We start from the raw sequence: 21,653 nt of genomic DNA, 5'->3' as shown, positions 1-21,653 counted from the left end.
GAAGTGGGCCGTACCGGACACGCACCCGCCGCAGCTCCCCCGCCGCCTCCCACCGAGGTCTACTGTGTACCGCGTGATTGGCCTACCCCGGTTCTCGGACCGCACCCGCGACTGGTTCCTCAGCGGCATGTCCGAACGCGCCGGCACCCACGTCGGCCCGCACGCGTCCGATACCGAACACCCCCAGCCGTGGTGGAAGGTCATGTGCCTGACGGGTGTCGACTACTTCTCCACCCTCGGCTATCAGCCGGCGATCGCCTTCATCGCCGCCGGCGTGATCTCCCCCATCGCCACGCTGGTCCTGATCGCGCTCACCCTCTTCGGCGCCCTCCCCGTGTACAAGCGGGTGGCGCGGGAGAGCTTCAACGGTGCGGGCTCGCTCGCCATGTTCGAGCGGCTGCTGCCCTGGTGGGGCGGCAAACTCTTCGTCCTCGTGCTGCTCGGCTTCGCCGCCACCGACTTCATCATCACCATCACCCTGTCGTCGTCGGACGCCGCCGAGCACATCGTCGAGAACCCCCTGGCGCCGCAGTTCCTGCACGGCGCCAACATTCCGATCACGCTGCTACTGGTACTGGCCCTGGGACTGGTCTTCCTCAAGGGCTTCCGCGAGGCGATCGGCACGGCGGTCCTGCTGGTCACGGTGTACCTCTCGCTCAACGTGGTCGTGATCGCGGTGTCGCTGTGGCACATCATCGAGCGGCCGCAGTTCGTGCTGGACTGGCAGAACCTGCTGTGGTCGGAGAATTCCAACCCGCTCATGGTGGTGGCGGTCGCGCTGATCGTCTTCCCCAAACTGGCCCTCGGCCTCTCCGGTTTCGAGACCGGCGTCGCGGTGATGCCCCAGATCAAGGGTGACCCGAACGATCCGCCCGAGTACCCGGCCAAGCGGATCCGCGACACCGGACGGCTGCTGACCACCGCCGCCGTCATCATGAGCGTGCTGCTGGCCACGTCGAGCTTCGCCACCACCCTGCTCATTCCGGCGAAGGAGTTCGGCCCGGACGGCAACGCGAACGGTCGCGCCCTGGCCTACCTGGCGCACGACTACCTGGGCAACACCTTCGGCACGGTCTACGACATCTCGACGGTGGCCATCCTCTGGTTCGCCGGAGCGTCGGCGATGGCGGGCCTGCTCAACCTCGTGCCGCGGTACCTGCCGCGCTACGGCATGGCGCCGCGCTGGGCCTCCGCGGTGCGCCCGCTGGTCGTGGTGCTCACCGTGACCGCGCTGGTGATCGTGCTGATCTTCGAGGCCGATGTGAACGCGCAGGGCGGCGCCTACGCCACCGGCGTCCTGGTACTGATGACCTCCGCCGCCGTGGCCGTGACCATCTCCGCCCGCCGCAAGCGGCAGACCGCGCAGACCTGGATGTTCGGGCTGATCGCCGCCGTCTTCGTGTACACCACGATCGACAACATCATCGAGCGTCCCGACGGTGTGCGGATCGCCGCACTCTTCACGCTCGCCATCGCGCTGGTCTCGATCGGTTCCCGGGTGCGCCGCTCGTTCGAACTTCGCGCCTCGTCGATCAGCTTCGACGACAAGGCGCTCGAGTTCATCCGGGACGACGCGAACGCGCAGCACGCGATCCGGATCGTGGCGCACGAACCCGATGTGGACACGAAGAAGGAGTACCGCGACAAGGTGCGCGCCGAGCGCAAGTTCGGCCACATCCCCGGTCGGTCGCGGGTGATCCTGCTGGAGGTGTGGCCGCGCGACTCCTCCGACTTCGAGGAGGACCTGGAGGTCCGGGGCATCGAGAAGTTCGGGTACCGGCTGCTCAAGGTGCGCTCGGGCAGCATCCCGAACACCATCGCCGCGGTGCTGCTCTACATCCGCGATCAGACCGGCGTGGTACCCGAGGTCTACTTCCAGTGGTCCGAGATGAACCCCGTGCTCAACATGGGCAAGTACCTCGTCGAGGGCACGGGCGAGGTCGCGGCGGTCTGCCACGAGGTGCTGCGGCAGGCCGAGCACGACGCCAAACAGCGGCCCACCGTGCACGTCTCCTGATTCAGGGCCGGTAGGCGAAGGGCAGCTCGTGGTGCGCCACGGGCAGGGTCCGCACGTCCATCCACGGATACCGCTCGGCCACCGTCGCGGCCAGGCGCGGCGCATCGTGGTACCGACTGCGCAGCGCGAACACCACCGTGACCCCGCCGGGAACTGCTTCCAGCGCGTCGAGTGCCTCCGCTGCGGGCCGGCGCGGAGGCGAGTAGGTCCTGCGCGGGCCGTCGGCCGCCGCTGTGGCGAGGCGACCGAACTCGGCGGTGGGCGGCCAGTGGCCCCGTGTCTCCCAGACCGCGTGCGCGCGCTGTCGCGAGCCCGACGGTGCCAGCAGGAGCGGGAGTGCCCGCAGCAGGATGCTCGGTCTCATGGGGGCGAAGACATCGGTCGGGTCGAGCAGGGTCATCGTCTGCACTCGGTCGGGGTGCACGAGGGCATGGGCGACCGCGATCTGGGCGCCGTAGGAGTGCGCGAGCACCGCGGCGGACGGCGCGCCCACGCCGTCGAGAACCTCGCCGATCCAGGCCGGCCAATCCGCCCGCGAGCGGAAGGCGCGCCGCTCGCTCCCGCCCGCGTCGCCCGGCAGGTCGGGTGCGATCACCCGGAATCGCCGTGCCAGATCCGCAGCCTGCGCGAACCACACGGCCGCGGTATCACCGCCGCCCGGCAGGCACAGCAGGGGCGGCGCATCGTCCGGGCCGCAGGTGAGTACCGCAGTGCGCGCGAGGTCCCCGTCGACGGTGCGCCTGCGCACGGGCACGCCCCAGTCCCCCAGCACGGCGTCGTAGGCGTCGGTGAATTCGGATCCCATGCCATTCCTCTCGATCACCGAGATATTTGACTATCAAGATAGCTGGTAATCTCGGCGCGTGAGCGACAACGAGCACCTCGTCCACGCGCTGCGCGAGGCGGCGCTGCACTGGAACCGGGAGATCACGGACTTCGGCAGGCGGCACGGCCTCGGCGACACCGACATCCGCGCGCTCATCGCCCTGCTGGACCTGGAACGCGCGCAGGCACCGGCGACGCCCGGCGTGCTCGGCTCCCGGCTGCATCTCAGCTCGGCCGCCTGCACCGCCCTCATCGACCGGATGACGGCGGCGGGCCTGGTCGAGCGCGAGCCCGATCCTGCCGATCGCCGGCGAGTACGGCTCAGGGTTACCGCATCGGCGAAGCGTCTGGGCGAGAGTTTCTTCAACGGCTTCCTCGGACCGCAGCGGGAGGCCGCGGCCCAGCTCAGCCCCGCCGAGGCCGCCGCGGTGCACCGATTCCTGGCCGCCGCGGTTTCGCCGTGAGCAGAAACACCGCCGGGCGGGGAATCGACACACCGTACGACGGGTTGTCACACGTGAAAAACTGGTGGGACCCCGCACGGGGCGCACGGTAGGAGGTTGCGGGATGGACGAGCAGTCGCACATGTACGAGCTGGAGTTCCCCGGCCCGGCCGTTTCCGATACGGACGGCAACGGGCCGGTGCTGGTGCACGCCCTGGATGGCTACGCCGACGCGGGCCACGCGCTCAAGCTGCTGCGCGAGCACCTGAAGTCGAACCTCACGACCGAGCTGGTCGCCTCGTTCGACGTCGACGAGCTGATCGACTACCGGTCGCGGCGGCCGATGATGACCTTCGAGGACCGGTTCACCGAGGTCGAGGAGCCCGAGCTGAACCTGTACGCGGTCCGCGACAGCGCCGGGAAGCCCTTCCTGCTGCTCGCCGGCGCCGAGCCCGATCTGCGCTGGGAGGGCTTCGTGAGCGCCGTGTCGGGCCTCGCCGAGCGGTTCGGCGTGAAGACCGTGGTGGGGCTGCACGCGATCCCGATGGCCGTGCCGCACACCCGCCCGGTGTCGATCACCGGTCACGGATCGAATCCCGAGCTGCGCAAGGAGCTGCGCTCCTGGGACGGCACGATGCGGATGCCCGGTAGCGCCGCGGGCCTGCTGGAGCTGCGGATGGCGGACAAGGGCTACGACACCGTCGGCCTGTCGGTGCACGTGCCGCATTACCTGGCCCAGAACGACTACCCCGAGGCGGTGCTCGGCATGCTGGGCGCGCTGCGCAACACCGTCGACCTGCAGCTGCCGGACGGCGAACTGCCGGCGGAGGCGGCCGAGCTGCGCGAGCAGATCGATGCACAGGTCTCCTCGAGCGCCGAGATCACCCAGGTGGTCGAAGCCTTGGAGCAGCAGTACGACGAGGCCGCGCACGCGCCGCAGCCGCGCGAGCTGCTGATCGCCGACGGCGAGGCCATCCCCACGGGCGACGATCTGGCCAGCGAGTTCGAGGCCTTCCTCGCCGAGCAGGCGGGCGACGAGGGCGACGAGCCGGCTTCGTGAGCGCCCTGCAGCAGCGGGTCGCGCTGATCCACGGGCATCGCCGGGCCTACCGGATCGGCGGCAGCGGTCCCGCCCTGCTGCTGATCCACGGCATGGCCGACAATTCGTCGACCTTCGAGCCCATCCTCGACCGGCTCGCTGAGCACTACACGGTGATCGCGCCCGACCTGCTGGGGCACGGCAGGTCGGACCGGCCGCGGGCGGACTACTCGCTGCCCGCGTTCACCAACGCCATGCGGGATCTGCTGCTGTACCTGGGCATCGACCGTGCCACGCTGGTGGGGCATTCGCTGGGCGGCGGCATCGCCGGACAGTTCACCTACCAGTACCCCGAGGTGGTCGAGCGGCTGGTCTTCGTGAACACGGGCGGGGTCACCCGCTCGGTGTCCCCGGTGCTGCGCGCCGCCTCGCTGCCGATGTCGGAGCTGGCGATCCGCGCGATGGCTGCGCCCGGTGCGCTGCCGGTGGCGAGCGCCGCACTGAACCTGCTCGGCAAGGTGCCGCTCAAGACCTTCGTGGACAACGCCGAATGCGTGCGCGTGCTCGCCGGTCTCCCCCACGCCGGTACACCGCGGGCCTTCGCCCGCACACTGCGCGCCGTGGTCGACCCGCGGGGCCAGGTGGTCACCATGCTCGATCGCAGTTATCTGGGCGCCGATGTTCCCGCGCTCATCGTGTGGGGCTCCGACGATCCGATCATCCCCGTCGAACACGCGCACCTGCTGCACGCCACACTGCCGGCCTCGCGCCTGGAGATCTTCGACGGTGCCGGGCACTTCCCGTTCCGAGCCGATCCGGACCGCTTCGTGGCCACCCTGCTCGACTTCCTCGAGTCCACCGAGCCCGCTCACCTGTCCCGCGACCACCTGCAGGCGGCCCTGCGCCGCGACCGTGAGTGGGACGCCGAGATCGAAACCACCACGTAACGCACAGCGACCACGCCGGTAACTCCGCGCTCGGACACTGACCTGGAGAAGTCAGCGACGAGGAGGCGGAGATGAGTCCGGATGTGCTGCCCTTCCGCTCGCGGCCGTACGCGCCCGAGCTGAGATTCGCCATGATCCACGGCCATCGGCGGGCGTACCGCATGGGCGGCAGCGGGCCCGTGCTGCTCCTGCTGCACGGCATCGCGGACAACTCGCTGGTCTGGGATCCGGTGATGGCGCAGCTCACCGATCGCTACACGGTGATCGCGCCCGACCTGCTCGGACACGGCCTGTCCGACCATCCGCGCGCCGATTATTCGGTGGCCGCCTTCGCGAACGGCATGCGTGATCTGCTGTGCTACTTGGGGATCGAACGGGCATCGGTGATCGGGCACTCCCTGGGAGGCGGGGTGGCCGGACAGTTCGCCTATCAGTTCCCGGACATGGTGGAACGGCTGGTGTTCGTGGCGCCGGGCGGGGTGGATCACGATGTCTCGCCGCTCCTGCGGATGCTGTCGCTGCCCCTGTCCGAGCAGGTGGTCGCGCTCACCGCGCTGCCCGGAGCGAAACAGGTGCTCGGACTCGCCCTCGACCTGGCCTCGGCCTTGCCGACGAGCGCGCGGTCCGACGCCGCGCAGCTGCGCCTGGCGCTCGACCGGATGCCGAACACGCACGCACCGAATGCCTTCGCTCGCACGCTGCGGTCGGTGGTGGACCTGCGCGGACAGGTGGTGACGATGCGCGATCGCTGTTATCTGACCGCGCGAGTGCCCTCCCTCATCGCCTGGGGCAGCGACGACTCCATCATCCCGGTGGCGCACGCCGAGGTGCTCAGCCGGACGCTGCCGGATGCGCGCATCGAGCTGTTCGAGGGCGTCGGGCACTTCCCGATGGTCGAGGCGCCCGATCGGTTCCTGGCCGTGCTCACGGACTTCCTCGCCACCACCGAACCGGCGCGGCTGGCGCGCACGCACCTGCGCGACGGGCTCCGTACCGCCGCGGGGGTCACGCTCACCGAGCCCACCCGGGTGAGTGCCGCGACCTGATTGCGGCACCCCGGAGATCCGGGATCGCCGCCCCGTAGAGTTGCGGGAGTGAACCTCTCCGATCTCCTTCCCGCCGATCCGACGGCGGACGCGTGCTTCGAGGCGTTCACCGAGTGGACCGATGGAAAGAGCATCGAGCTGTACCCGGCGCAGGAGGAGGCGCTGATCGCGGCCTGCTCGGACGCGAACGTGATCGTCGCGACCCCCACCGGTTCCGGTAAGTCGCTGGTGGCCATGGGTGCGCAGTTCGCCGCCCTCGCGCAGGGCCGCCGTACCTATTACACGGCGCCGATCAAGGCTCTCGTCAGCGAGAAGTTCTTCGCGCTGTGCGAGGTCTTCGGCACCGCCAACGTGGGCATGGTGACCGGCGATGCCGCCGTGAACCCCGATGCCCCGATCGTGTGCGCGACCGCTGAGATCGTGGCCAATCTGGCGCTCCGCCAGGGTGCTGACTCCGATATCGCCCAGGTGGTGATGGACGAGTTCCACTTTTACTCCGAGCCCGACCGGGGCTGGGCGTGGCAGGTGCCGCTGATCGAGCTGCCGCGCGCGCAGTTCGTGCTCATGTCGGCCACGCTCGGCGACACCACCTTCTTCGAGGAGGACCTCACCCGCCGCACCGGCCGCGAGACCGTGTTGGTGGCCGGTGCCGAACGGCCCGTGCCCCTGCATTTCTCGTACTCCACGATGCCGATCCAGGATCAGATCGTCGAACTCGTCACCACCCACCAGGCGCCGGTGTACGTGGTGCACTTCACCCAGCAGGCCGCGGCCGAGCGCGCGCAGGCGCTCATGTCACTGCCGCTGTGCAGCAAGGAGGAGAAGGCCGCGATCGCGAACGCGCTCGGCGATTTCCAGTTCACCACAGGATTCGGCAAGACGCTCTCGCGGTTGATCCGCGCCGGCGTCGGGGTTCACCACGCCGGGATGCTGCCGAGGTACCGGCGTCTGGTGGAGAAGCTGGCGCAGGAAGGCCTGCTCAAGGTGATCTGCGGGACCGACACCCTCGGCGTCGGGATCAACGTTCCGATCCGCACCGTCTACCTCACCGGGCTCACCAAGTACGACGGGACGCGGACCCGGCACCTGCGCGCGCGGGAGTTCCACCAGATCGCCGGCCGCGCGGGCCGCGCCGGCTTCGACACCATGGGCACCGTGGTGGTGGCCGCGCCCGAACACGAGATCGAGAACGCACGGCTGGAGGCGAAGGCCGCCGGAGACCCGAAGAAGCTCAAGCGGATCCAGCGCAAGAAGCCCGCTGAAGGGTTCGTCTCTTGGGGCCAGCCCACCTTCGAGAAGCTGGTCGCCGCGGCGCCGGAGCCACTGGTCTCGCGCTTCTCGGTGACGAATTCGATGCTGCTCAACGTGATCGCGCGACCGCAGCCCTGCTTCGAGTCGATGCGCCACCTCCTGGAGGACAACCACGAGACGCGACGCAACCAGCTGCGCCACATCCGCACCGCGATCACGCTGTTCCGGGGCCTGGAGGCCGGCGGTGTCGTGGAGCGGCTCGACGAACCCGATGAGTTCGGGCGGCACGTGCGGCTCACCGTCGACCTGCAACCGGACTTCGCGCTGAATCAGCCCCTGGCGCCGTTCGCGCTCGCCGCACTCGAACTGCTGGATCCGGAGTCCCCCGAGTACGCGCTCGACGTGATCTCGGTGATCGAATCGGTGCTCGACGATCCCCGGACGGTGCTGCGCGCACAGCAGAACGCGGCGCGCGGCGCGGCCGTGGCCGAGATGAAGGCCGACGGCATCGATTACGACGAGCGGATGGCGCTCCTGGAGGACGTCACCTACCCGAAGCCGCTGGAGGATCTGCTGGTCCCCGCCTTCGCGACGTACGCCGCCGGGCACGCCTGGGTGACGCAGTTCGAGCTCTCACCGAAGTCCGTGGTGCGGGAGATGATCGAGCGTGCGATGACCTTCAACGACTTCGTCTCGCGGTACCAGCTCGGCCGGTCCGAGGGGGCCGTGCTGCGCTACCTCTCCGACGCCTTCCGCACGCTGCGGCACACCGTCCCCGAATCGGCGCGCACGCCCGAGCTCGAGGACTACATCGCCTGGCTCGGCGCCCTGGTGCGGTACGTGGACAGCTCGCTCGTGGACGAGTGGGAGGAGATGACCTCCCCGGATCCGCTGAGGGCGCACGTCGAGGCGCCGGAGCTCACCCGGTCGGTCTCGCTCACCGCGGACGAGCGGGCGTTCACGGTGATGGTGCGCAATGCGATGTTCCGGCGGGTGCAGTTGGTGGCCGAGGAGGAGTACGACCTGCTCGACGAGATGGACCCGGGTGTCGACTGGTACGCGGCCTTCGACGACTACTACGAGGAGTACGACGACATCGACACGGGCCCGGACGCCCGTGGCCCGCAGTTGTTCTCGCTTGACACCGCGCTCCCCCGCGCCTGGAAGGTACGACAGACGATCGCCGACCCCGACGGCGATCACGGATGGGCGATCACCGCGACCGTCGACCTGCCGGCCTCCGACGACCGCGGCGATGTGGTGCTGGTGGACGTCGCCGTGGTCTCGGGCTGACTCAGGACTGCAGGTGTCGGTCCAGCGCCGCGAGTGACTCGTCGAGGAACTCCGGCGGGAAGGGCGGCATGCCACCGATCTGATCGCGGAAGGCCTGCGGGGTGTCGGTCCAGTCGTAGGTCAGTGTGACCTCGGTGCCCTCACCCGACGGTGCGAGGTCGTAGCGCCACCACCAGCCGCCCGGCTGCCACCGGCCGTCCTGTGTGGTGCCGGGGAGCCACCCGATGGTGCGGTCGGGCTCGAAGTCGGTGACCTTGTTCTCCATGACGTAGTCACCGCCCGCCTGCTCCAGGTACATGTTCACCGAGAACATCTGGCCCACATGGTCGATCGGCGTCGCATCGACGGCGCCGCGAACCCAGCTCCCGGGCTCGGTGTACTGATGCCGGTCCGGGTCGGTGAGGACCGCGAAGACCTGGCCGGGGGCGGACGGGATGGTGCGTGAGGCGACGAAGCGTTCCATGTTCACACCGTAGACATGCGCGACGGGTTGCGTGGCCGTTCGGCACTACCGCTCGCGGGCGCGCTCCGCGTGCAGGGACTTCACCCGGCGCTCCTCCCGGAGCACCTTCTGGTACGTATCCCGCTCGGCGACCAGCCACTCCGGCTTCTCCGCCAGCAGCGCCTCGATCTCCTCCGTGGTGAGCGCCTCCTCGATCCCGCCGCGCGCGAGGCCGGAGATCGAGACACCGAGCTTCGCGGCCACCAGGTTCTTCGGGTGCGGTCCGTTCTTGCGCAGATCCTGCAGCCACGCCGGAGGATCGGCCTGCAGCGCGGCCAACTGCTCGCGGGTCAGCGTGCCCTCCTGGAACTCGGCGGGTGTGGCCGGCAGGTACACGTCCAGCTTCTTCGCCGCGGTGGCGGGTTTCATGGACTGCGCGTTGGGCCTGCTCATGTGCACAGCCTATCGGTAGCCTGACATCCGTGACCTCGCCATCGCTGCGCGTGGGCTATGTGCCCGGCGCCACCCCCGCCAAATGGGTGCGCATCTGGGGTGAACGGCACCCGGACGCGCCGCTGGAACTGGTTGCGGTCGACGCGGCCGACGCCGCCGAGGCGGTGCGGTCCGGCACCGTCGACCTCGCCCTCCTGCGCCTGCCGACGGACGTCGCGGGGCTCGCGGTGATCCCGCTGTACGAGGAAGCGACGGTGGCGGTGGTCCCCAAGGATCACGTGATCACGGCGGTCGACGAGATCGCGCTGCAGGATCTGCACGGCGAACCCGTGCTGCTCCCCCACGACGACACGCTCGCCTGGCCCGATGCACCGGGCGCCCCTGTCGAGCACCGGCCGGCCACCACCGCCGAGGCGATCGAACTCGTGGCCGCCGGGCTCGGGGCCCTCGTGGTCCCGCAATCGCTGGCCCGGCTGCACCACCGCAAGGACCTCACCTACCGGCCGATCACGGATGCGCCGCCCGCACCGGTCGCGCTCGCCGTCGCGGAGGGCGAGCAGCCCGAGCCGGTCGCCGACTTCATCGGCATCGTGCGCGGCCGCCGGGCGTCGTCGTCGCGGGGCCGGGACGAGCCCGCTCCCAAACGCACCGCGCGGGAGAAGACGCTCGCCAAACAGGCGGCGCGGGCCGCGGCCGGGAAGAAGGCGAACCCGGGCAAGTCCGGCGGCAAGGGCGGTGTCAGCCGAGAGCGTCGATCCACTCGTCGACGGTGATCACCTCGGCCTGCCGGGGGAAGACCTTGCGCATCAGCACCCGGTGCACCTCGGGGTCGTGGTCGGCGCAGGCGTCGAACAGCACGACGAGGCCGTAGTCCAGATCGGCGGCGTAGCGCACCGTGGACAGGACGACGCCGCTGGTGCTGATCCCCGCGAGCACCAACTGATCGGCGCGCAGACCACGCAGGACGGCGTCCAGATCGCTGCCGCTGAACGCACCGAACCGCCGCTTGGTGACCACGGGCTCGCCGGGCAGGGGCGCGACCTCGGTGACGATCGCGGTGAGCGGCGAGGCCTCCGTCATGGAGTCGCCGGTCTGCACGATCGGCGCGAAAGCCCGGTTGGCGGGCGAGATCTCCGGATAGTCGGGCCGGAACGCGACGCGCACGTGCACCACGGGCATCCCGTGGTCACGGGCCGCGCTCAGCGCACGTTCCGCCTGTCCCAGGGCGAGTCCGCCGGCGCGTTCCGCACCGTCGACGATGCCGCGCTGGAAGTCCATCAGGAGCAGTACCGGACGTTCGAATGCCATGCCGCCAGGGTAGTGCCGCTGCGTCACCCCGTCGTGGTGGCGGTGCGCGCGATCTCCGCGAGCTTGGCGAAACCCTCGGTCTTCGCTGTGGACGCCCGGTACACCAGCCCGATCCGGCGGCCGGGCGCGGGAGCCGCGAACCGGGCGATGGCGAGGTCGGTCCCACGCAGCTCGACGCACACGGCGGGCTCGGGCAGCAGCGTGACTCCGAGCCCGCCGGAGACGCATTGGACGATGGTGGCGAGCGAAGCCGCACGGGTGTCACCGATCACGCCCACGCCGGATTCGGCCTGCCGGCACAGGTCGAGCGCCTGGTCGCGCAGGCAGTGCCCCTCGTCGAGCAGCAGCAGCGGGAGGCCGGTGAGATCGTCGGGGGTGAGGTCGGTGCGGCCGGCGAGCGGATGGTCCGGCGGGACGACGAGCACGAATTCCTCGTCGTAGAGCGGGATCTCCGCCAGGCCCGAGGTGAGCGCGGGCAACGCGAGGATCGCCGCATCGATGCGGCCCGCGCGCAGGGATTCGAGCAGCCTGGCCGTCTGGTCCTCGACCACCGTGACGGTGAGGTCCTCGACCTCCGCTCGCAGCTTCGGCAACAACGCGGGCAGCCGGTACGGCGCCACGGTGGGGATCAGGCCCAGGCGCAGGGTGCCCCGCAGCTCACCCGTGAGTCCGGCGGCGGAGCTCACCAGCTCGGCCGCGGAGGAGACGATGCCGGAAGCCTGCTCCAGCAGCGACATTCCGGCCTCGGTGATGAGCACCTTGCGGGTGCTGCGCTCCACGAGCTGGACCCCGAGGCCCGACTCCAGCGAGGACAGCGCCTGGGACAGCGAGGGCTGGCTCACACCGAGTTTCGCGGCCGCGGTACCGAAGTGGCGCGAGCGCGCCACGGCCACGAAGGCGCGCAGCTGCGCGAGGGTGGGCTGGTACGGCTGATCGGACATACCTATGAGTCTAGTGTGTTTGATCGCCTGCGCCTGAGGCCGGCGCGGTAGGGTCCCTCCCGGGGAACGGGAGGAAAATCCGATGACGACTGCACGACTGGTGTTCCGCATCGCGGGACTACTGATCCTGCTGGTGGGCGGACTCGCCGCCGCCACCGCGGGAACCCCGCGTGATGCGACGTACGCCGATTTCGCGGCGGCCCTCGACCGCGGCGAGGTCGTTCAGGTGGTCCCCGACCGGTGGTCCGACGGGACCGTCTCGACGGCCGACTGGTCGACGGGGCCGTTCCAGTGGCGCTCCGGGCAGGTCACCGAGGACGGCAGGACCCCCGCCGCGGACTTCCGCGCGCAGATGTCCGACCGCGGCGTCGAGGTCGAGACGCCGGACCGGGACTCCTGGATCCAGTGGCCCTTCGGTATCCCCACGTGGTTCGGCGTGCTCGTGGCGACGGTGTGGGCGCTGATCTTCCTGACGATGCTCGCCTCGCGCCCCCGCTACGGCAACCGGTGGGCGTGGTTCTGGTTGTTCACGATCGGGCAGGTGGGCGCGCCGCTCTACCTGATTCTCGAACCGATTCCGCTGTGGCGAGCGGTCTGCGGTGAGGAGCCCGTGCCGGTACCCGAGGGCGAGGATCCGCCGGGCCCGCGGTGGACCGGCCCGCAGGGCTGCCTCGTTTCGATACTCACCGGCCTGGGCGCGGCGATGCTCGCCGCCGCCGTCGGGTGGGCGATCAACTCACTCCTGGCCTGACGGCACCGCTCCACACCGACGACGGTGCCCGCCCCGAGAGGGGACGGGCACCGCCTTCACTGCAGGGCTGCGTCAGTGGTCGATGGCCTTCTCGACGCCGACTCCGGTGAGCGAGCGCACCTCCATCTCGACCGCCTTCGGCGCGAGATCGGTGTCGGGCTTGCCGAAGACGGTGCCGAGGATCGCCAGCCCGAAGCCGATCGGGATGGAGACCAGGCCGGGATTCTCCAGCGGGAACCACGCGAAGTCGGCGTTCTTGAACATCGACGTGGACTTCCCGGACACCGCCGGCGAGAAGATGATCAGGCCGATCGCCGAGATCAGGCCGCCGTACATCGACAGCAGCGCACCGGTGGTGTTGAACTTCCGCCAGAACAGCGAGAACAGGATCGTCGGCAGGTTGGCCGAGGCCGCGACCGCGAAGGCGAGCGCCACCAGGAAGGCGATGTTCTGCCCCATCGCGCCGATGCCGAGGATGATCGAGACGATGCCGATCACCACCACGGTGATCCGCGAGACCCGCACCTGCGCCTCCGGCGTGGCCTGGCCGTGCTTGATCACGCCGTTGTAGATGTCGTGGGCGAGGCTCGCCGACGCGGTGATCGCCAGGCCCGCGACCACGGCGAGGATGGTGGCGAAGGCGACCGCGGAGATCACGCCCATGAGGATCTCGCCACCGAGGGCGAAGGCGAGCATCGGCGCGGCGGAGTTCACGCCGCCGGGAGCCGCGGCGATCACGTCGGGGCCCACGTAGGCGGCGGCACCGAAGCCCAGGATCAGGGTGAAGATGTAGAAGGCGCCGATCAGGCCGATGGCCCAGGTCACCGAGCGGCGGGCCTCCTTGGCGGTGGGCACGGTGTAGAAGCGCATGAGCACGTGCGGCAGGCCCGCGGTGCCGAGCACGAGTGCCAGTGCGAGGGAGATGAAGTCGAGCTTGGTGGTCTCCGTCTTGCCGTACTTGAGCCCGGGTTCGATGAGCTTCTCCCCCGCCTTGGGGCTGCCCTCGATCGCCTTCGCGAGCAGGTCGGAGAAGTTGCCCTTCACGGCGGCCAGCACCAGCAGCGACATGACCAGCGCGCCGGCGATGAGCAGCACCGCCTTGACCATCTGCACGTAGGTGGTGCCCTTCATGCCGCCCACCAGCACGTAGAGGATCATCAGCACACCCACGACCGCGACCACGATCGCCTGCCCGGTGGTGCCCTTGATGTTGAGCAGCAGCGAGACCAGGCCGCCGGCGCCCGCCATCTGCGCGATCAGGTAGAACAGCGAGACCGCCAGGGTCGCGAGCGCCGCGGCCATGCGCACGGGGCGCTGCCGCAAGCGGAAGCTCAGCACGTCGGCCATGGTGAACTTGCCGGTGTTGCGCAGGCGTTCGGCCACCAGGAGCAGGGCCACGAGCCAGGCCACCAGGAAGCCGATCGAGTAGAGGAAGCCGTCGTATCCGCTGGTGGCGATCGCGCCGCAGATGCCCAGGAAGCTCGCGGCGGACAGGTAGTCACCCGCGATCGCGAAGCCGTTCTGCGGCCCCGAGAAGGAGGCGCCACCGGTGTAGAAGTCGGTGGCCTTCTGCGTGGTGCGGCTGGCCTTGATCACCAGCCCCATCGTGACGCCGATGAACAGCAGGAAGATGATGATGTTGAGCGTGGTCGAGCCGATCTGCTGACCGGGTTCGATGGTCTGCGGCTCGTACGCGAGGAATCCGGTCACGCGTCGTCACCGCCCACGGCCTTGAGCTCCGCCTCGATCTCCTCGCGCAGCTTGGTGGCGGGCGGGTCGACCTCGTTGTTCGCGAAGCGCACGTACGCCCACGTGATGCCGAAGGTGGTCACGAACTGCGCGAGCCCGATCACCAACGCCACGTTGATGTTGCCCCACAGCTTCTGGCTCATGAAGTCGTGCGCGTAGGTCGCCAACAGCACGTACGCCAGGTACCAGGTCAGGAACGCCACCGACACCGGGATGACGAACCGCGCCAGGCGGCGGCGGAGGTCGTGGAATTCCTGACTGTCGTATGCGCGCTGATAGACAGCGGCCGTGTCCTCTTCGTTCACGACCGCAGTGTGTCACGGCTCACAAACCACAGGGGATTGATTGGTCAACAATTCGTCAACCCGCAACCCCGTGCAACCCCGCCCGGATCAGGCGTCGAGCGCCCTCCGCGTGGCGGCGGCGATCTCGGCCACCTGCTGGTCGGTGGTGACGAAGGACGGCGAGTACTGCAACGTTCCCAGGCCTGCGGCACGCCCCGAGACGCCCTGCGCGCGTAGCTTCTTCACCATCGCCATCGCCTCGGCGGGATCGTTGAGCTGCACACCCGCCACCGCGCCCACACCGCCGCGCACGTCCTTGACCTTCGGGTGGTCCGCCAGCGGTGCGAGCTCGCGGAGCAGCGTGTCCTGCAGGCGCAAGGCCTCGGCCACCAGGTTCTCCCGCTCCATGATGTCGAGGACCGCCATCGCGGCGGCGGCGGCCGCGGCGTGCCCGCCGTAGGTGTAGCCGTGCCGCCACCACACGCCGCCGGAGAAGAAGGGCTCCGCCACGTTCGGCGCCACGAACAGCGCACCCATCGGCACGTAACCGCTGGTGAGGCCCTTTGCGGTGGTCATCAGATCGGGCTGCAGATCGAACCGGCTCGAGGCGAACCAGGCCCCGCCGATGCGCCCGAAGCCGGTGATCACCTCGTCGGCGATGAACAACACGTCGTGCTCGCGGCAGATGTCGCGGACCTCGCGCAGGTACCCCTCGGGCGGGGGCAGCAGGCCGCCGGCGCCGATCACGGGCTCGGCGACGAAGGCCGCGATGCTGTCGGCGCCGACCCGCTCGATGAGCCCCAGGAGCTCCTTCGCATCGTCCCAGGCCACCGTCGCGGTGTCATCGAACAGGACGCCGCCGTAGCCCTCGGCGTTGGCGGGGATGCCGCCGAGACTCGTTCCGCCCACGTGCATGCCGTGATACGCGTTGGACCGGCCGACGATGAGCTTCTTGGTGGGCTTGCCCTTCTCCTGCCAGTAGCGGCGGGCCAGCTTGATCGCCGAGTCCACCGAATCGGAGCCGCCGGAGGTGAAGAAGATCTTGCTGTCGGGCACCGGCGCGATGCCCTGCAGGCGTTCGGCGAGGGCCACCGTGGTGTCGGTCGCGGCGTCACCGAATCCGGTCACGTGCGCCACCTTGAGGAGCTGGTCGCGGACGGCGTCCGCGACCTCCGCGCGGCCGTGCCCGACGTTCGCGAACCACAGCCCGGCGGTCGCGTCGAGGTACTGGTTCCCCGCGGTGTCGTAGACGTACGCGCCGTCGCCGCGGGCGAAGACGAAGGCGCCGTCGCGCTCCACGGCGCCCATGTCCGCGAAGCCGTGCCAGAGTGCCGATGAGGTCGTGGGTCCCTGTCCGATCATAGTGGATAAACTAGAGCAAATGACGACGCAGGCTCCAGGCACGGGCGGGGGAACGCCGACCGACACCCCTACCAAGCGCGACCTGTACGCCGCTCTCGGCACCGAAACGGAACCGGCCGTGACGCTGCGTGACGAGACCCGGCTGCGGGCGAAACTCAAGCGTTCGAAGCCCGCCGACCTGCCGCGGATCGCCCGCGACATCGACACCGCCCGGGCGCGTTACGAGACGCGCAGAGCCGCGGTCCCGGCGATCGTCTACCCCGCAGACCTCCCGGTGAGCGCCCGGCGCGAGGAGATCGCCAAGGCCATCGCCGAGAACCAGGTGATCATCCTGGCCGGCGAGACCGGTTCGGGTAAGACCACGCAGCTGCCGAAGATCTGCCTCGAGCTGGGCCGCGGCGTGCGGGGCATGATCGGCCACACTCAGCCGCGGCGGCTCGCGGCCCGCAGCGTGGCCGAGCGCATCGCGGAGGAGACCGCCACCGAGCTCGGCGAGGCGGTGGGTTACGCGGTCCGCTTCACCGACAAGGTGTCCCCCGCCACCTCGGTCAAACTGATGACCGACGGCATCCTGCTGCGCGAGCTCACCCGCGATCGGCTGCTGCGCGACTACGACACCCTCATCATCGACGAGGCGCACGAGCGCAGCCTCAACATCGACTTCATCCTCGGCTACCTCAAGCAGATCCTGCCGCGGCGGCCCGATCTCAAGGTGATCGTCACCTCGGCCACCATCGAGCCCGAGCGGTTCGCGGCCCACTTCGCCACGCCCGACGGTGCACCCGCCCCGGTGATCGAGGTGAGCGGACGCACGTACCCCGTGGAGGTCCGGTACCGCCCGCTCGACGAGATGACCGGCGACGGCGAGGACCCGGCCGATCAGGTGACCGGCATCGTGCACGCGGTCGACGAGCTGGCCAAAGAATCGTCGGGCGACGTGCTCGTCTTCCTCTCCGGCGAGCGCGAGATCCGGGACGCCGCGGAGGCGCTGAGCGCGCACGTGCCGCCCGGCACCGAGATCCTGCCCCTCTACGCGCGCCTGTCGGCCGCCGAACAGCACCGCGTCTTCGCGCCGCACAGCGGCCGCCGGATCGTGCTGTCCACCAACGTCGCCGAGACCTCGCTCACGGTGCCCGGCATCAAGTACGTGGTGGACACCGGCACCGCGCGCATCTCCCGGTACTCGCTACGCACGAAGGTGCAGCGCCTGCCGATCGAACCGATCTCCCAGGCCTCGGCCCAGCAGCGCTCCGGCCGCTGCGGCCGTACCTCGGACGGCATCGCCATCCGGCTCTACGCCGAGGACGATTTCGACGCCCGCCCGATGTTCACCGATCCGGAGATCCTGCGCACCAACCTCGCGTCGGTGGTGCTGTCGATGACGGCGCTCGACCTCGGCGAGGTCTCGGCCTTCCCGTTCGTGCAGCCGCCGGACGAGCGGGCCGTACGCGACGGCGTGGCCCTGCTCGAAGAACTCGGCGCGCTGCAGGATTCGCACGAGGGCCACAAGCGCCTCACCCCCACGGGCCGGCAGTTGGCCGATCTCCCCGTGGACCCGCGGATGGCACGGATGCTGGTGGCGGCGCGCGAATTCGGTGTGCTCCCCGAGGTACTGGTGATCGTGGCGGGCATGTCGATCCAGGACGTGCGCGAGCGACCGGCCGAGCACCGTCAGGCTGCGGACGAGAAGCACGCCCGGTTCGCCGATCCCACCTCCGATTTCCTGTCGTACCTGAACCTGTGGCGGCACCTGGGCGATCGCCGCACCGAATTGAGTTCCAGCGCCTTCCGGCGCGAGTGCCAGCGGGAGTTCCTGCACTATGTGCGGATTCGCGAGTGGCAGGACCTGCACGGGCAGCTCCGGCAGATCTGCCGCGACCTCGGCTGGAAGCTGGAGTCGATCGGGCGGGAGCCGGCCCCCTCTCCGGACCTGATCCATCAGGCGCTGCTGTCCGGCCTGCTCTCGCAGATCGGACTGCGGGAGACCGACGGCAAGGAGTTCCTGGGCGCCCGGAACGCGAAGTTCCTGATCTTCCCCGCCTCGGCGCTGTACAAGAAGCCACCGCGATTCGTGATGGCCGGTGAACTGGTGGAGACCTCCCGGTTGTTCGCGCGCACCGTCGCGAAGATCGAGCCGGAATGGGCCGAGAAGCTGGCGGGCCCGCTGGCCAAACATCAGTACTCCGAGCCGCATTGGTCCACCAAACGCGAGGCGGTCCTCGCCAAGGAGCGGGTCACCCTGTTCGGCGTGCCGCTGGTCGCGGACCGCACGGTGAGCTTCGGCACGGTCGATCCGGTCGCGGCGCGCGAGATCTTCCTGCGCCACGCCCTGGTCCAGGGCGAGTGGCGTACCCGGCACGGCTTCTTCGCCCGCAACCGCGCGCTGCTGGACGACGCCTCGTACCTGGAGGACAAGGCCCGCCGCCGGGACATCGTGGTCGACGAGGACGCGCTGTTCGACTTCTACGACCGGCGGGTGCCCGAGGGCATCGTCTCCTCGCGCCACTTCGACTCCTGGTGGAAGAAGGCCTCCCGCGAGGACCCCGATCTCCTCGACTTCACCGAGGACGATCTGCTGGTGGACGGCACCGCGGGCATCACCGCGGACGCCTACCCCACGGCGTGGCTGCAGGGCCGGATCGAGGTGCCGCTGAAGTACCGCTTCGAACCGGGCGCCGCGGACGACGGTGTGACCGCGCGGATCGAGGTCAAGGATCTGGCGACGGTCCGCGCGGACGGCTTCGAGTGGCTGGTGCCCGCGATGCGCGATGAGCTGGCGACCGCGCTGATCAAGACGCTGCCGAAGCAGTTGCGGCGCGAGGTGGTGCCCGCGCCCGATTTCGCGGCTGCCGCCCTGGCACGGCTCACACCGCGCGCCGAACCCCTCACCGAGGGATTGGCCCGGGAGCTGACGCAGCTGTCCGGCACGGTGATCCGGCCCGGCGACTTCTCCCCCGAACAGCTGCCCGACCACCTCCGGGTGACCTTCGTGGTGGTCGGCGACGACGGTGCCGTACTCGGTTCGGGGAAAGACCTGGAGGCGCTCAAGCGCCGGCTCGGCACGGCCGTCCAGGAGGATCTGTCGAGTCGCGCGGGCGCGTACGAACGCGCCCCCGCACGCGAGTGGACGTCCGACACCCTCGGGGACGTGCCGCGGCGCATCGACACCGAGGTACGGGGCAGCCGGGTGTCCGGGTTCGGTTCGCTGTATCCCGACGGTGACCGGGCGGGCGTGCGCGTGGTGGCCGACGAGGCGGAGCAGAGCCGCCTGATGGCGGCCGGCCTGGATGTGCTGCTCGCGAACGCCCTTCCCCCGGCCCACAAATCGGCCCTGCAGGGGCTCACGCAACGCGAGCGGATGGCACTGTCGCAGAGCCCGTACGAGACGCCGATGGCGCTGCTGGAGGACTGCCGGCGCAGGGCGATCTCGGATCTGCGGGCGCAGGCCGGCACGGCATGGACCCCGGACGAATTCGCCGCGCTCAGCGCTACAGTGCGGGGACGGCTCGGCGAGACGCAGCAGCAGTACCTCGCGTGGGTCGCCCAGGCGGTGTCCACCGCCACCGAGGTGCGCGGGGCGGTCGCCAATCCGCCGTCGGCACTGCGGGACGCCGCGGACGACATCGCGGAGCAGCTCGATGCGCTGCTGTTCCCCGGCTTCATCGCAGCGACCTCCGGCGACCATCTGCAGCACCTGCCGCGCTACATCGCGGGTGCCGCGGCGCGATGGGCGGCGCTGCCCGCGTCGATCGATCGGGACGATAGGGGGCTGACGACTCTCGACCGTGTGTACGGCGCTCTCACCGCGAAACTGGAGACGCTGCCCGAGCACCGGCGCGATGCCGCACTGGACCGGGTGAGCTGGCAGATCGAGGAACTGCGCGTGAGCCTGTTCGCGCAGGCGCTGGGCACCGCCGGATCGGTCTCGGAGAAGAAGGTGCTCGCCGCGATCGCGGCGCTGAGCTGAGGGGACGGACCGTCAGGCGGCGTCGGTGGGCCCGGCCGCGGCGCGGGTGCGCAGATCGCGGATGGCGCTCTCGAAGTCATCGATCGAGGTGAAGCCCTGGTACACCGAGGCGAACCGGAGATAGGCCACCTCGTCGAGGTCGCGCAGGGGGCCCAGGATGGCCAGACCGACCTCGTTGGAGGGCACCTCGGCGACGCCCGAGGCGCGGACGGCGTCCTCCACCTGCTGCGCCAGTTTCTGCAGATCGTCTTCCGCGACGGCACGGCCCTGGCAAGCGCGGCGCACGCCCTTCATGACCTTCTCGCGGCTGAAGGGCTCGGTGACGCCGTTGCGCTTGACCACGGCCAGCACGGCGCTCTCCACGGTGGTGAAACGGCGGCCGCACTCGTTGCAGGAGCGGCGGCGGCGGATGCCCTGCCCGTCGTCGAAGACGCGCGAGTCCACCACGCGGGTGTCCTCGTTCTTGCAGAACGGACAATGCATCGGTTCACCACCCTCGGCCCAGACATCGGCATACCGCTGGGGCAATTGCAGCACCGTGGCCTCGACCACGGGCACACCCCGCGTTGTTGCCTTCGAGGATACTCGCCGGGGCAGGCGCACCACGTTGTCGAGGTGCACCACCCGCGCGCTTCGCTCGGATCCGGACATCGCCGTGATGGTGGTCATCTCTCGCCTTTCGAGGGAAAAGTGGTGGTTCCGGGCAGTTTCGGTGGTCAGTAGCGCGGGGTCACGAGGGTCTGCCCGGCCCGGACCCGCCCGTCGGTGATGCCGTTGATCCGGGAGACCTCGGCGACCACGGAGGCGGCCGGGCGCTCGGGCGCGATCTCCCGGGCGATCTGCTCGAGCGTCTGCCCCGAGCGGACCGTGACGATCGAGGTGACCGCGGGGGTGCCCGTTGCGACGGGCGCGGCCTCCGGCGCCGCGGTGGTGCCGCCGAACAGCAGCAGGACACCGACGAAGGTGCCCGCCGCGGCCAGCAGGCAGGCCAGCACGGTGGGACGGGCGGTGCGCCGGGCGCAGCCGTCGGCCTGCGAGGAGCCGCGGGGGCGCGACGGCGCCCGACGCACGCGAACGCGTTCGATGGAGCGATTTCCGGCGCCGCGGGCACCCACGACGCGGATCGCCGACGGCGCCTCCGGCTCCGTTCGAACATCCACCGAACGCGGCGCGTTCGACACGGTGGTCGAGTCAGCCACGGCCTCGGACGAGCGACTGCGCGCGAGGCGCGGGGAGACACCGCGCGACTGCGCGGCACCGCGACGGCGCGGACTCGCGGCCGTACCGTGGCCCACCAACCCGGGGCGCTCCGATGCGCTGCGGCCTGCCTCGATGATCTCCCGATCGATGATCGCGGTCATGATTACTCCTCTGTTGGCGACTGACTGGCGTCTGCTCACTCACTGGTCTACCGAGGGGGACTGACAAGTTTTCAATCCAGCCCCACCAGTCACACCAGAATGCGTGCAAACGTTCGAAAGAACCTCTGTTCGATTTCTATCACAGCCGATGATCGATGGGAAGACACGCCGCCG

General features: G+C 69.9%; 19 protein-coding genes. 9 read left to right on the top strand and 10 right to left on the bottom strand.

Annotated elements, in window-relative coordinates; all coding sequences use genetic code 11:
- The first annotated feature begins 127 nt into the window (after window positions 1-127).
- The gene (locus tag ABD108_RS14025) at window positions 128-2,017 is read left to right on the top strand and encodes an APC family permease (protein WP_255585887.1); all 1,890 of its coding nucleotides are present in this window, start codon (window positions 128-130) and stop codon (window positions 2,015-2,017) included.
- A 1-nt stretch (window position 2,018) separates the two neighbouring features.
- On the opposite strand, the gene ABD108_RS14020 is transcribed toward ABD108_RS14025, so the two are convergent.
- Window positions 2,019-2,822, bottom strand: coding sequence for an alpha/beta fold hydrolase (locus ABD108_RS14020; protein WP_343930584.1), 804 nt, complete (start codon window positions 2,820-2,822; stop codon window positions 2,019-2,021).
- 58 nt (window positions 2,823-2,880) lie between these two features.
- Here ABD108_RS14020 and ABD108_RS14015 point away from each other — a divergent pair, with 58 nt between their 5' ends.
- The 5 genes from ABD108_RS14015 to ABD108_RS13995 all read left to right on the top strand — a co-directional run bounded on the left by ABD108_RS14015 (window position 2,881) and on the right by ABD108_RS13995 (window position 8,861).
- Complete coding sequence (locus ABD108_RS14015; RefSeq protein ID WP_220659129.1) at window positions 2,881-3,306, top strand: MarR family winged helix-turn-helix transcriptional regulator; 426 nt, start codon at window positions 2,881-2,883, stop codon at window positions 3,304-3,306.
- A gap of 103 nt (window positions 3,307-3,409) precedes the next feature.
- Window positions 3,410-4,345 carry a proteasome assembly chaperone family protein gene (locus tag ABD108_RS14010; RefSeq protein ID WP_220659130.1) on the top strand — a complete coding sequence of 312 codons (936 nt, stop codon included), beginning with the start codon at window positions 3,410-3,412 and terminating at the stop codon, window positions 4,343-4,345.
- Window positions 4,342-5,271 carry an alpha/beta fold hydrolase gene (locus ABD108_RS14005; protein ID WP_343930583.1) on the top strand — a complete coding sequence of 310 codons (930 nt, stop codon included), beginning with the start codon at window positions 4,342-4,344 and terminating at the stop codon, window positions 5,269-5,271. Before ABD108_RS14010 ends, ABD108_RS14005 begins: the two co-directional genes overlap by 4 nt.
- A gap of 71 nt (window positions 5,272-5,342) precedes the next feature.
- Window positions 5,343-6,317: an alpha/beta fold hydrolase gene (locus ABD108_RS14000; RefSeq protein WP_305110806.1), complete on the top strand. Its 975-nt coding sequence runs from the start codon at window positions 5,343-5,345 to the stop codon at window positions 6,315-6,317.
- 48 nt (window positions 6,318-6,365) lie between these two features.
- A complete protein-coding gene (locus tag ABD108_RS13995; RefSeq protein ID WP_343930582.1) occupies window positions 6,366-8,861 on the top strand; it encodes a DEAD/DEAH box helicase in 2,496 nt (831 codons plus the stop codon).
- 1 nt (window position 8,862) lies between these two features.
- Here ABD108_RS13995 and ABD108_RS13990 read toward each other — a convergent pair whose 3' ends face one another.
- Window positions 8,863-9,324, bottom strand: a complete 462-nt coding sequence (locus ABD108_RS13990; protein WP_220659134.1) for an SRPBCC family protein — start codon at window positions 9,322-9,324, stop codon at window positions 8,863-8,865.
- A 45-nt stretch (window positions 9,325-9,369) separates the two neighbouring features.
- Complete coding sequence (locus ABD108_RS13985; RefSeq protein WP_220659135.1) at window positions 9,370-9,756, bottom strand: DUF5997 family protein; 387 nt, start codon at window positions 9,754-9,756, stop codon at window positions 9,370-9,372.
- 29 nt (window positions 9,757-9,785) lie between these two features.
- Here ABD108_RS13985 and ABD108_RS13980 point away from each other — a divergent pair, with 29 nt between their 5' ends.
- A complete protein-coding gene (locus ABD108_RS13980) occupies window positions 9,786-10,529 on the top strand; it encodes a LysR family substrate-binding domain-containing protein (RefSeq protein WP_343930581.1) in 744 nt (247 codons plus the stop codon).
- On the opposite strand, the gene ABD108_RS13975 is transcribed toward ABD108_RS13980, so the two are convergent.
- Both ABD108_RS13975 and ABD108_RS13970 read right to left on the bottom strand, forming a co-directional pair.
- A complete protein-coding gene (locus ABD108_RS13975) occupies window positions 10,495-11,064 on the bottom strand; it encodes a cysteine hydrolase family protein (RefSeq protein ID WP_220659137.1) in 570 nt (189 codons plus the stop codon). The genes ABD108_RS13980 and ABD108_RS13975 overlap by 35 nt on opposite strands.
- Window positions 11,065-11,087: 23 nt before the next feature.
- Window positions 11,088-12,005 carry a hydrogen peroxide-inducible genes activator gene (locus ABD108_RS13970; RefSeq protein ID WP_220659138.1) on the bottom strand — a complete coding sequence of 306 codons (918 nt, stop codon included), beginning with the start codon at window positions 12,003-12,005 and terminating at the stop codon, window positions 11,088-11,090.
- 82 nt (window positions 12,006-12,087) lie between these two features.
- Between ABD108_RS13970 and ABD108_RS13965 the strand changes: the two genes are divergently transcribed.
- Entirely contained in the window at window positions 12,088-12,756 is a 669-nt protein-coding gene (locus tag ABD108_RS13965) for a hypothetical protein (RefSeq protein ID WP_343930580.1), read from the top strand.
- Window positions 12,757-12,828: 72 nt separating this feature from the next.
- Here the strand turns inward: ABD108_RS13965 and ABD108_RS13960 are convergent, their stop codons facing one another.
- The 3 genes from ABD108_RS13960 to ABD108_RS13950 form a co-directional block, all read right to left on the bottom strand.
- Entirely contained in the window at window positions 12,829-14,433 is a 1,605-nt protein-coding gene (locus tag ABD108_RS13960; protein WP_374758747.1) for a solute symporter family protein, read from the bottom strand.
- 29 nt (window positions 14,434-14,462) lie between these two features.
- Window positions 14,463-14,810: a DUF485 domain-containing protein gene (locus ABD108_RS13955; RefSeq protein WP_220659141.1), complete on the bottom strand. Its 348-nt coding sequence runs from the start codon at window positions 14,808-14,810 to the stop codon at window positions 14,463-14,465.
- Between the two features lie 87 nt (window positions 14,811-14,897).
- Window positions 14,898-16,151, bottom strand: a complete 1,254-nt coding sequence (locus ABD108_RS13950) for an aminotransferase family protein (protein WP_343930579.1) — start codon at window positions 16,149-16,151, stop codon at window positions 14,898-14,900.
- Between the two features lie 19 nt (window positions 16,152-16,170).
- On the opposite strand from ABD108_RS13950, the gene hrpA reads away from it, so the two are divergent.
- Window positions 16,171-20,118 carry an ATP-dependent RNA helicase HrpA gene (gene hrpA, locus ABD108_RS13945; protein ID WP_343930578.1) on the top strand — a complete coding sequence of 1,316 codons (3,948 nt, stop codon included), beginning with the start codon at window positions 16,171-16,173 and terminating at the stop codon, window positions 20,116-20,118.
- Between the two features lie 12 nt (window positions 20,119-20,130).
- Here hrpA and nrdR read toward each other — a convergent pair whose 3' ends face one another.
- Both nrdR and ABD108_RS13935 read right to left on the bottom strand, forming a co-directional pair.
- Window positions 20,131-20,601 (bottom strand): transcriptional regulator NrdR, encoded by a 471-nt coding sequence (nrdR, locus tag ABD108_RS13940; RefSeq protein WP_220659623.1) that lies wholly within the window; start codon window positions 20,599-20,601, stop codon window positions 20,131-20,133.
- 233 nt (window positions 20,602-20,834) lie between these two features.
- The gene (locus tag ABD108_RS13935; protein WP_343930576.1) at window positions 20,835-21,479 is read right to left on the bottom strand and encodes a LysM peptidoglycan-binding domain-containing protein; all 645 of its coding nucleotides are present in this window, start codon (window positions 21,477-21,479) and stop codon (window positions 20,835-20,837) included.
- Between the last annotated feature and the right edge of the window lie 174 nt (window positions 21,480-21,653).

Origin of the sequence: Tsukamurella strandjordii (genome assembly GCF_039525985.1) — a bacterium.
Classification (GTDB): domain Bacteria; phylum Actinomycetota; class Actinomycetes; order Mycobacteriales; family Mycobacteriaceae; genus Tsukamurella; species Tsukamurella strandjordii.
The sequence above is the reverse complement of the archived record's forward strand: the minus strand, read 5'-3'. Positions and strand labels throughout refer to the sequence as shown.

Bases quoted from the DNA above. Each gene is read 5' to 3' on its own strand.
- ABD108_RS14025 (WP_255585887.1), top strand. From the start codon at position 128: ATGTCCGAACGCGCCGGCACCCACGTCGGCCCGCACGCGTCCGATACC.
- ABD108_RS14020 (WP_343930584.1), bottom strand. From the start codon at position 2,822: ATGGGATCCGAATTCACCGACGCCTACGACGCCGTGCTGGGGGACTGG.
- ABD108_RS14010 (WP_220659130.1), top strand. From the start codon at position 3,410: ATGGACGAGCAGTCGCACATGTACGAGCTGGAGTTCCCCGGCCCGGCC.
- ABD108_RS14000 (WP_305110806.1), top strand. From the start codon at position 5,343: ATGAGTCCGGATGTGCTGCCCTTCCGCTCGCGGCCGTACGCGCCCGAG.
- ABD108_RS13990 (WP_220659134.1), bottom strand. From the start codon at position 9,324: ATGGAACGCTTCGTCGCCTCACGCACCATCCCGTCCGCCCCCGGCCAG.
- ABD108_RS13985 (WP_220659135.1), bottom strand. From the start codon at position 9,756: ATGAGCAGGCCCAACGCGCAGTCCATGAAACCCGCCACCGCGGCGAAG.
- ABD108_RS13975 (WP_220659137.1), bottom strand. From the start codon at position 11,064: ATGGCATTCGAACGTCCGGTACTGCTCCTGATGGACTTCCAGCGCGGC.
- ABD108_RS13970 (WP_220659138.1), bottom strand. From the start codon at position 12,005: ATGTCCGATCAGCCGTACCAGCCCACCCTCGCGCAGCTGCGCGCCTTC.
- ABD108_RS13965 (WP_343930580.1), top strand. From the start codon at position 12,088: ATGACGACTGCACGACTGGTGTTCCGCATCGCGGGACTACTGATCCTG.
- ABD108_RS13950 (WP_343930579.1), bottom strand. From the start codon at position 16,151: ATGATCGGACAGGGACCCACGACCTCATCGGCACTCTGGCACGGCTTC.
- hrpA (WP_343930578.1), top strand. From the start codon at position 16,171: ATGACGACGCAGGCTCCAGGCACGGGCGGGGGAACGCCGACCGACACC.
- nrdR (WP_220659623.1), bottom strand. From the start codon at position 20,601: ATGCATTGTCCGTTCTGCAAGAACGAGGACACCCGCGTGGTGGACTCG.
- ABD108_RS13935 (WP_343930576.1), bottom strand. From the start codon at position 21,479: ATGACCGCGATCATCGATCGGGAGATCATCGAGGCAGGCCGCAGCGCA.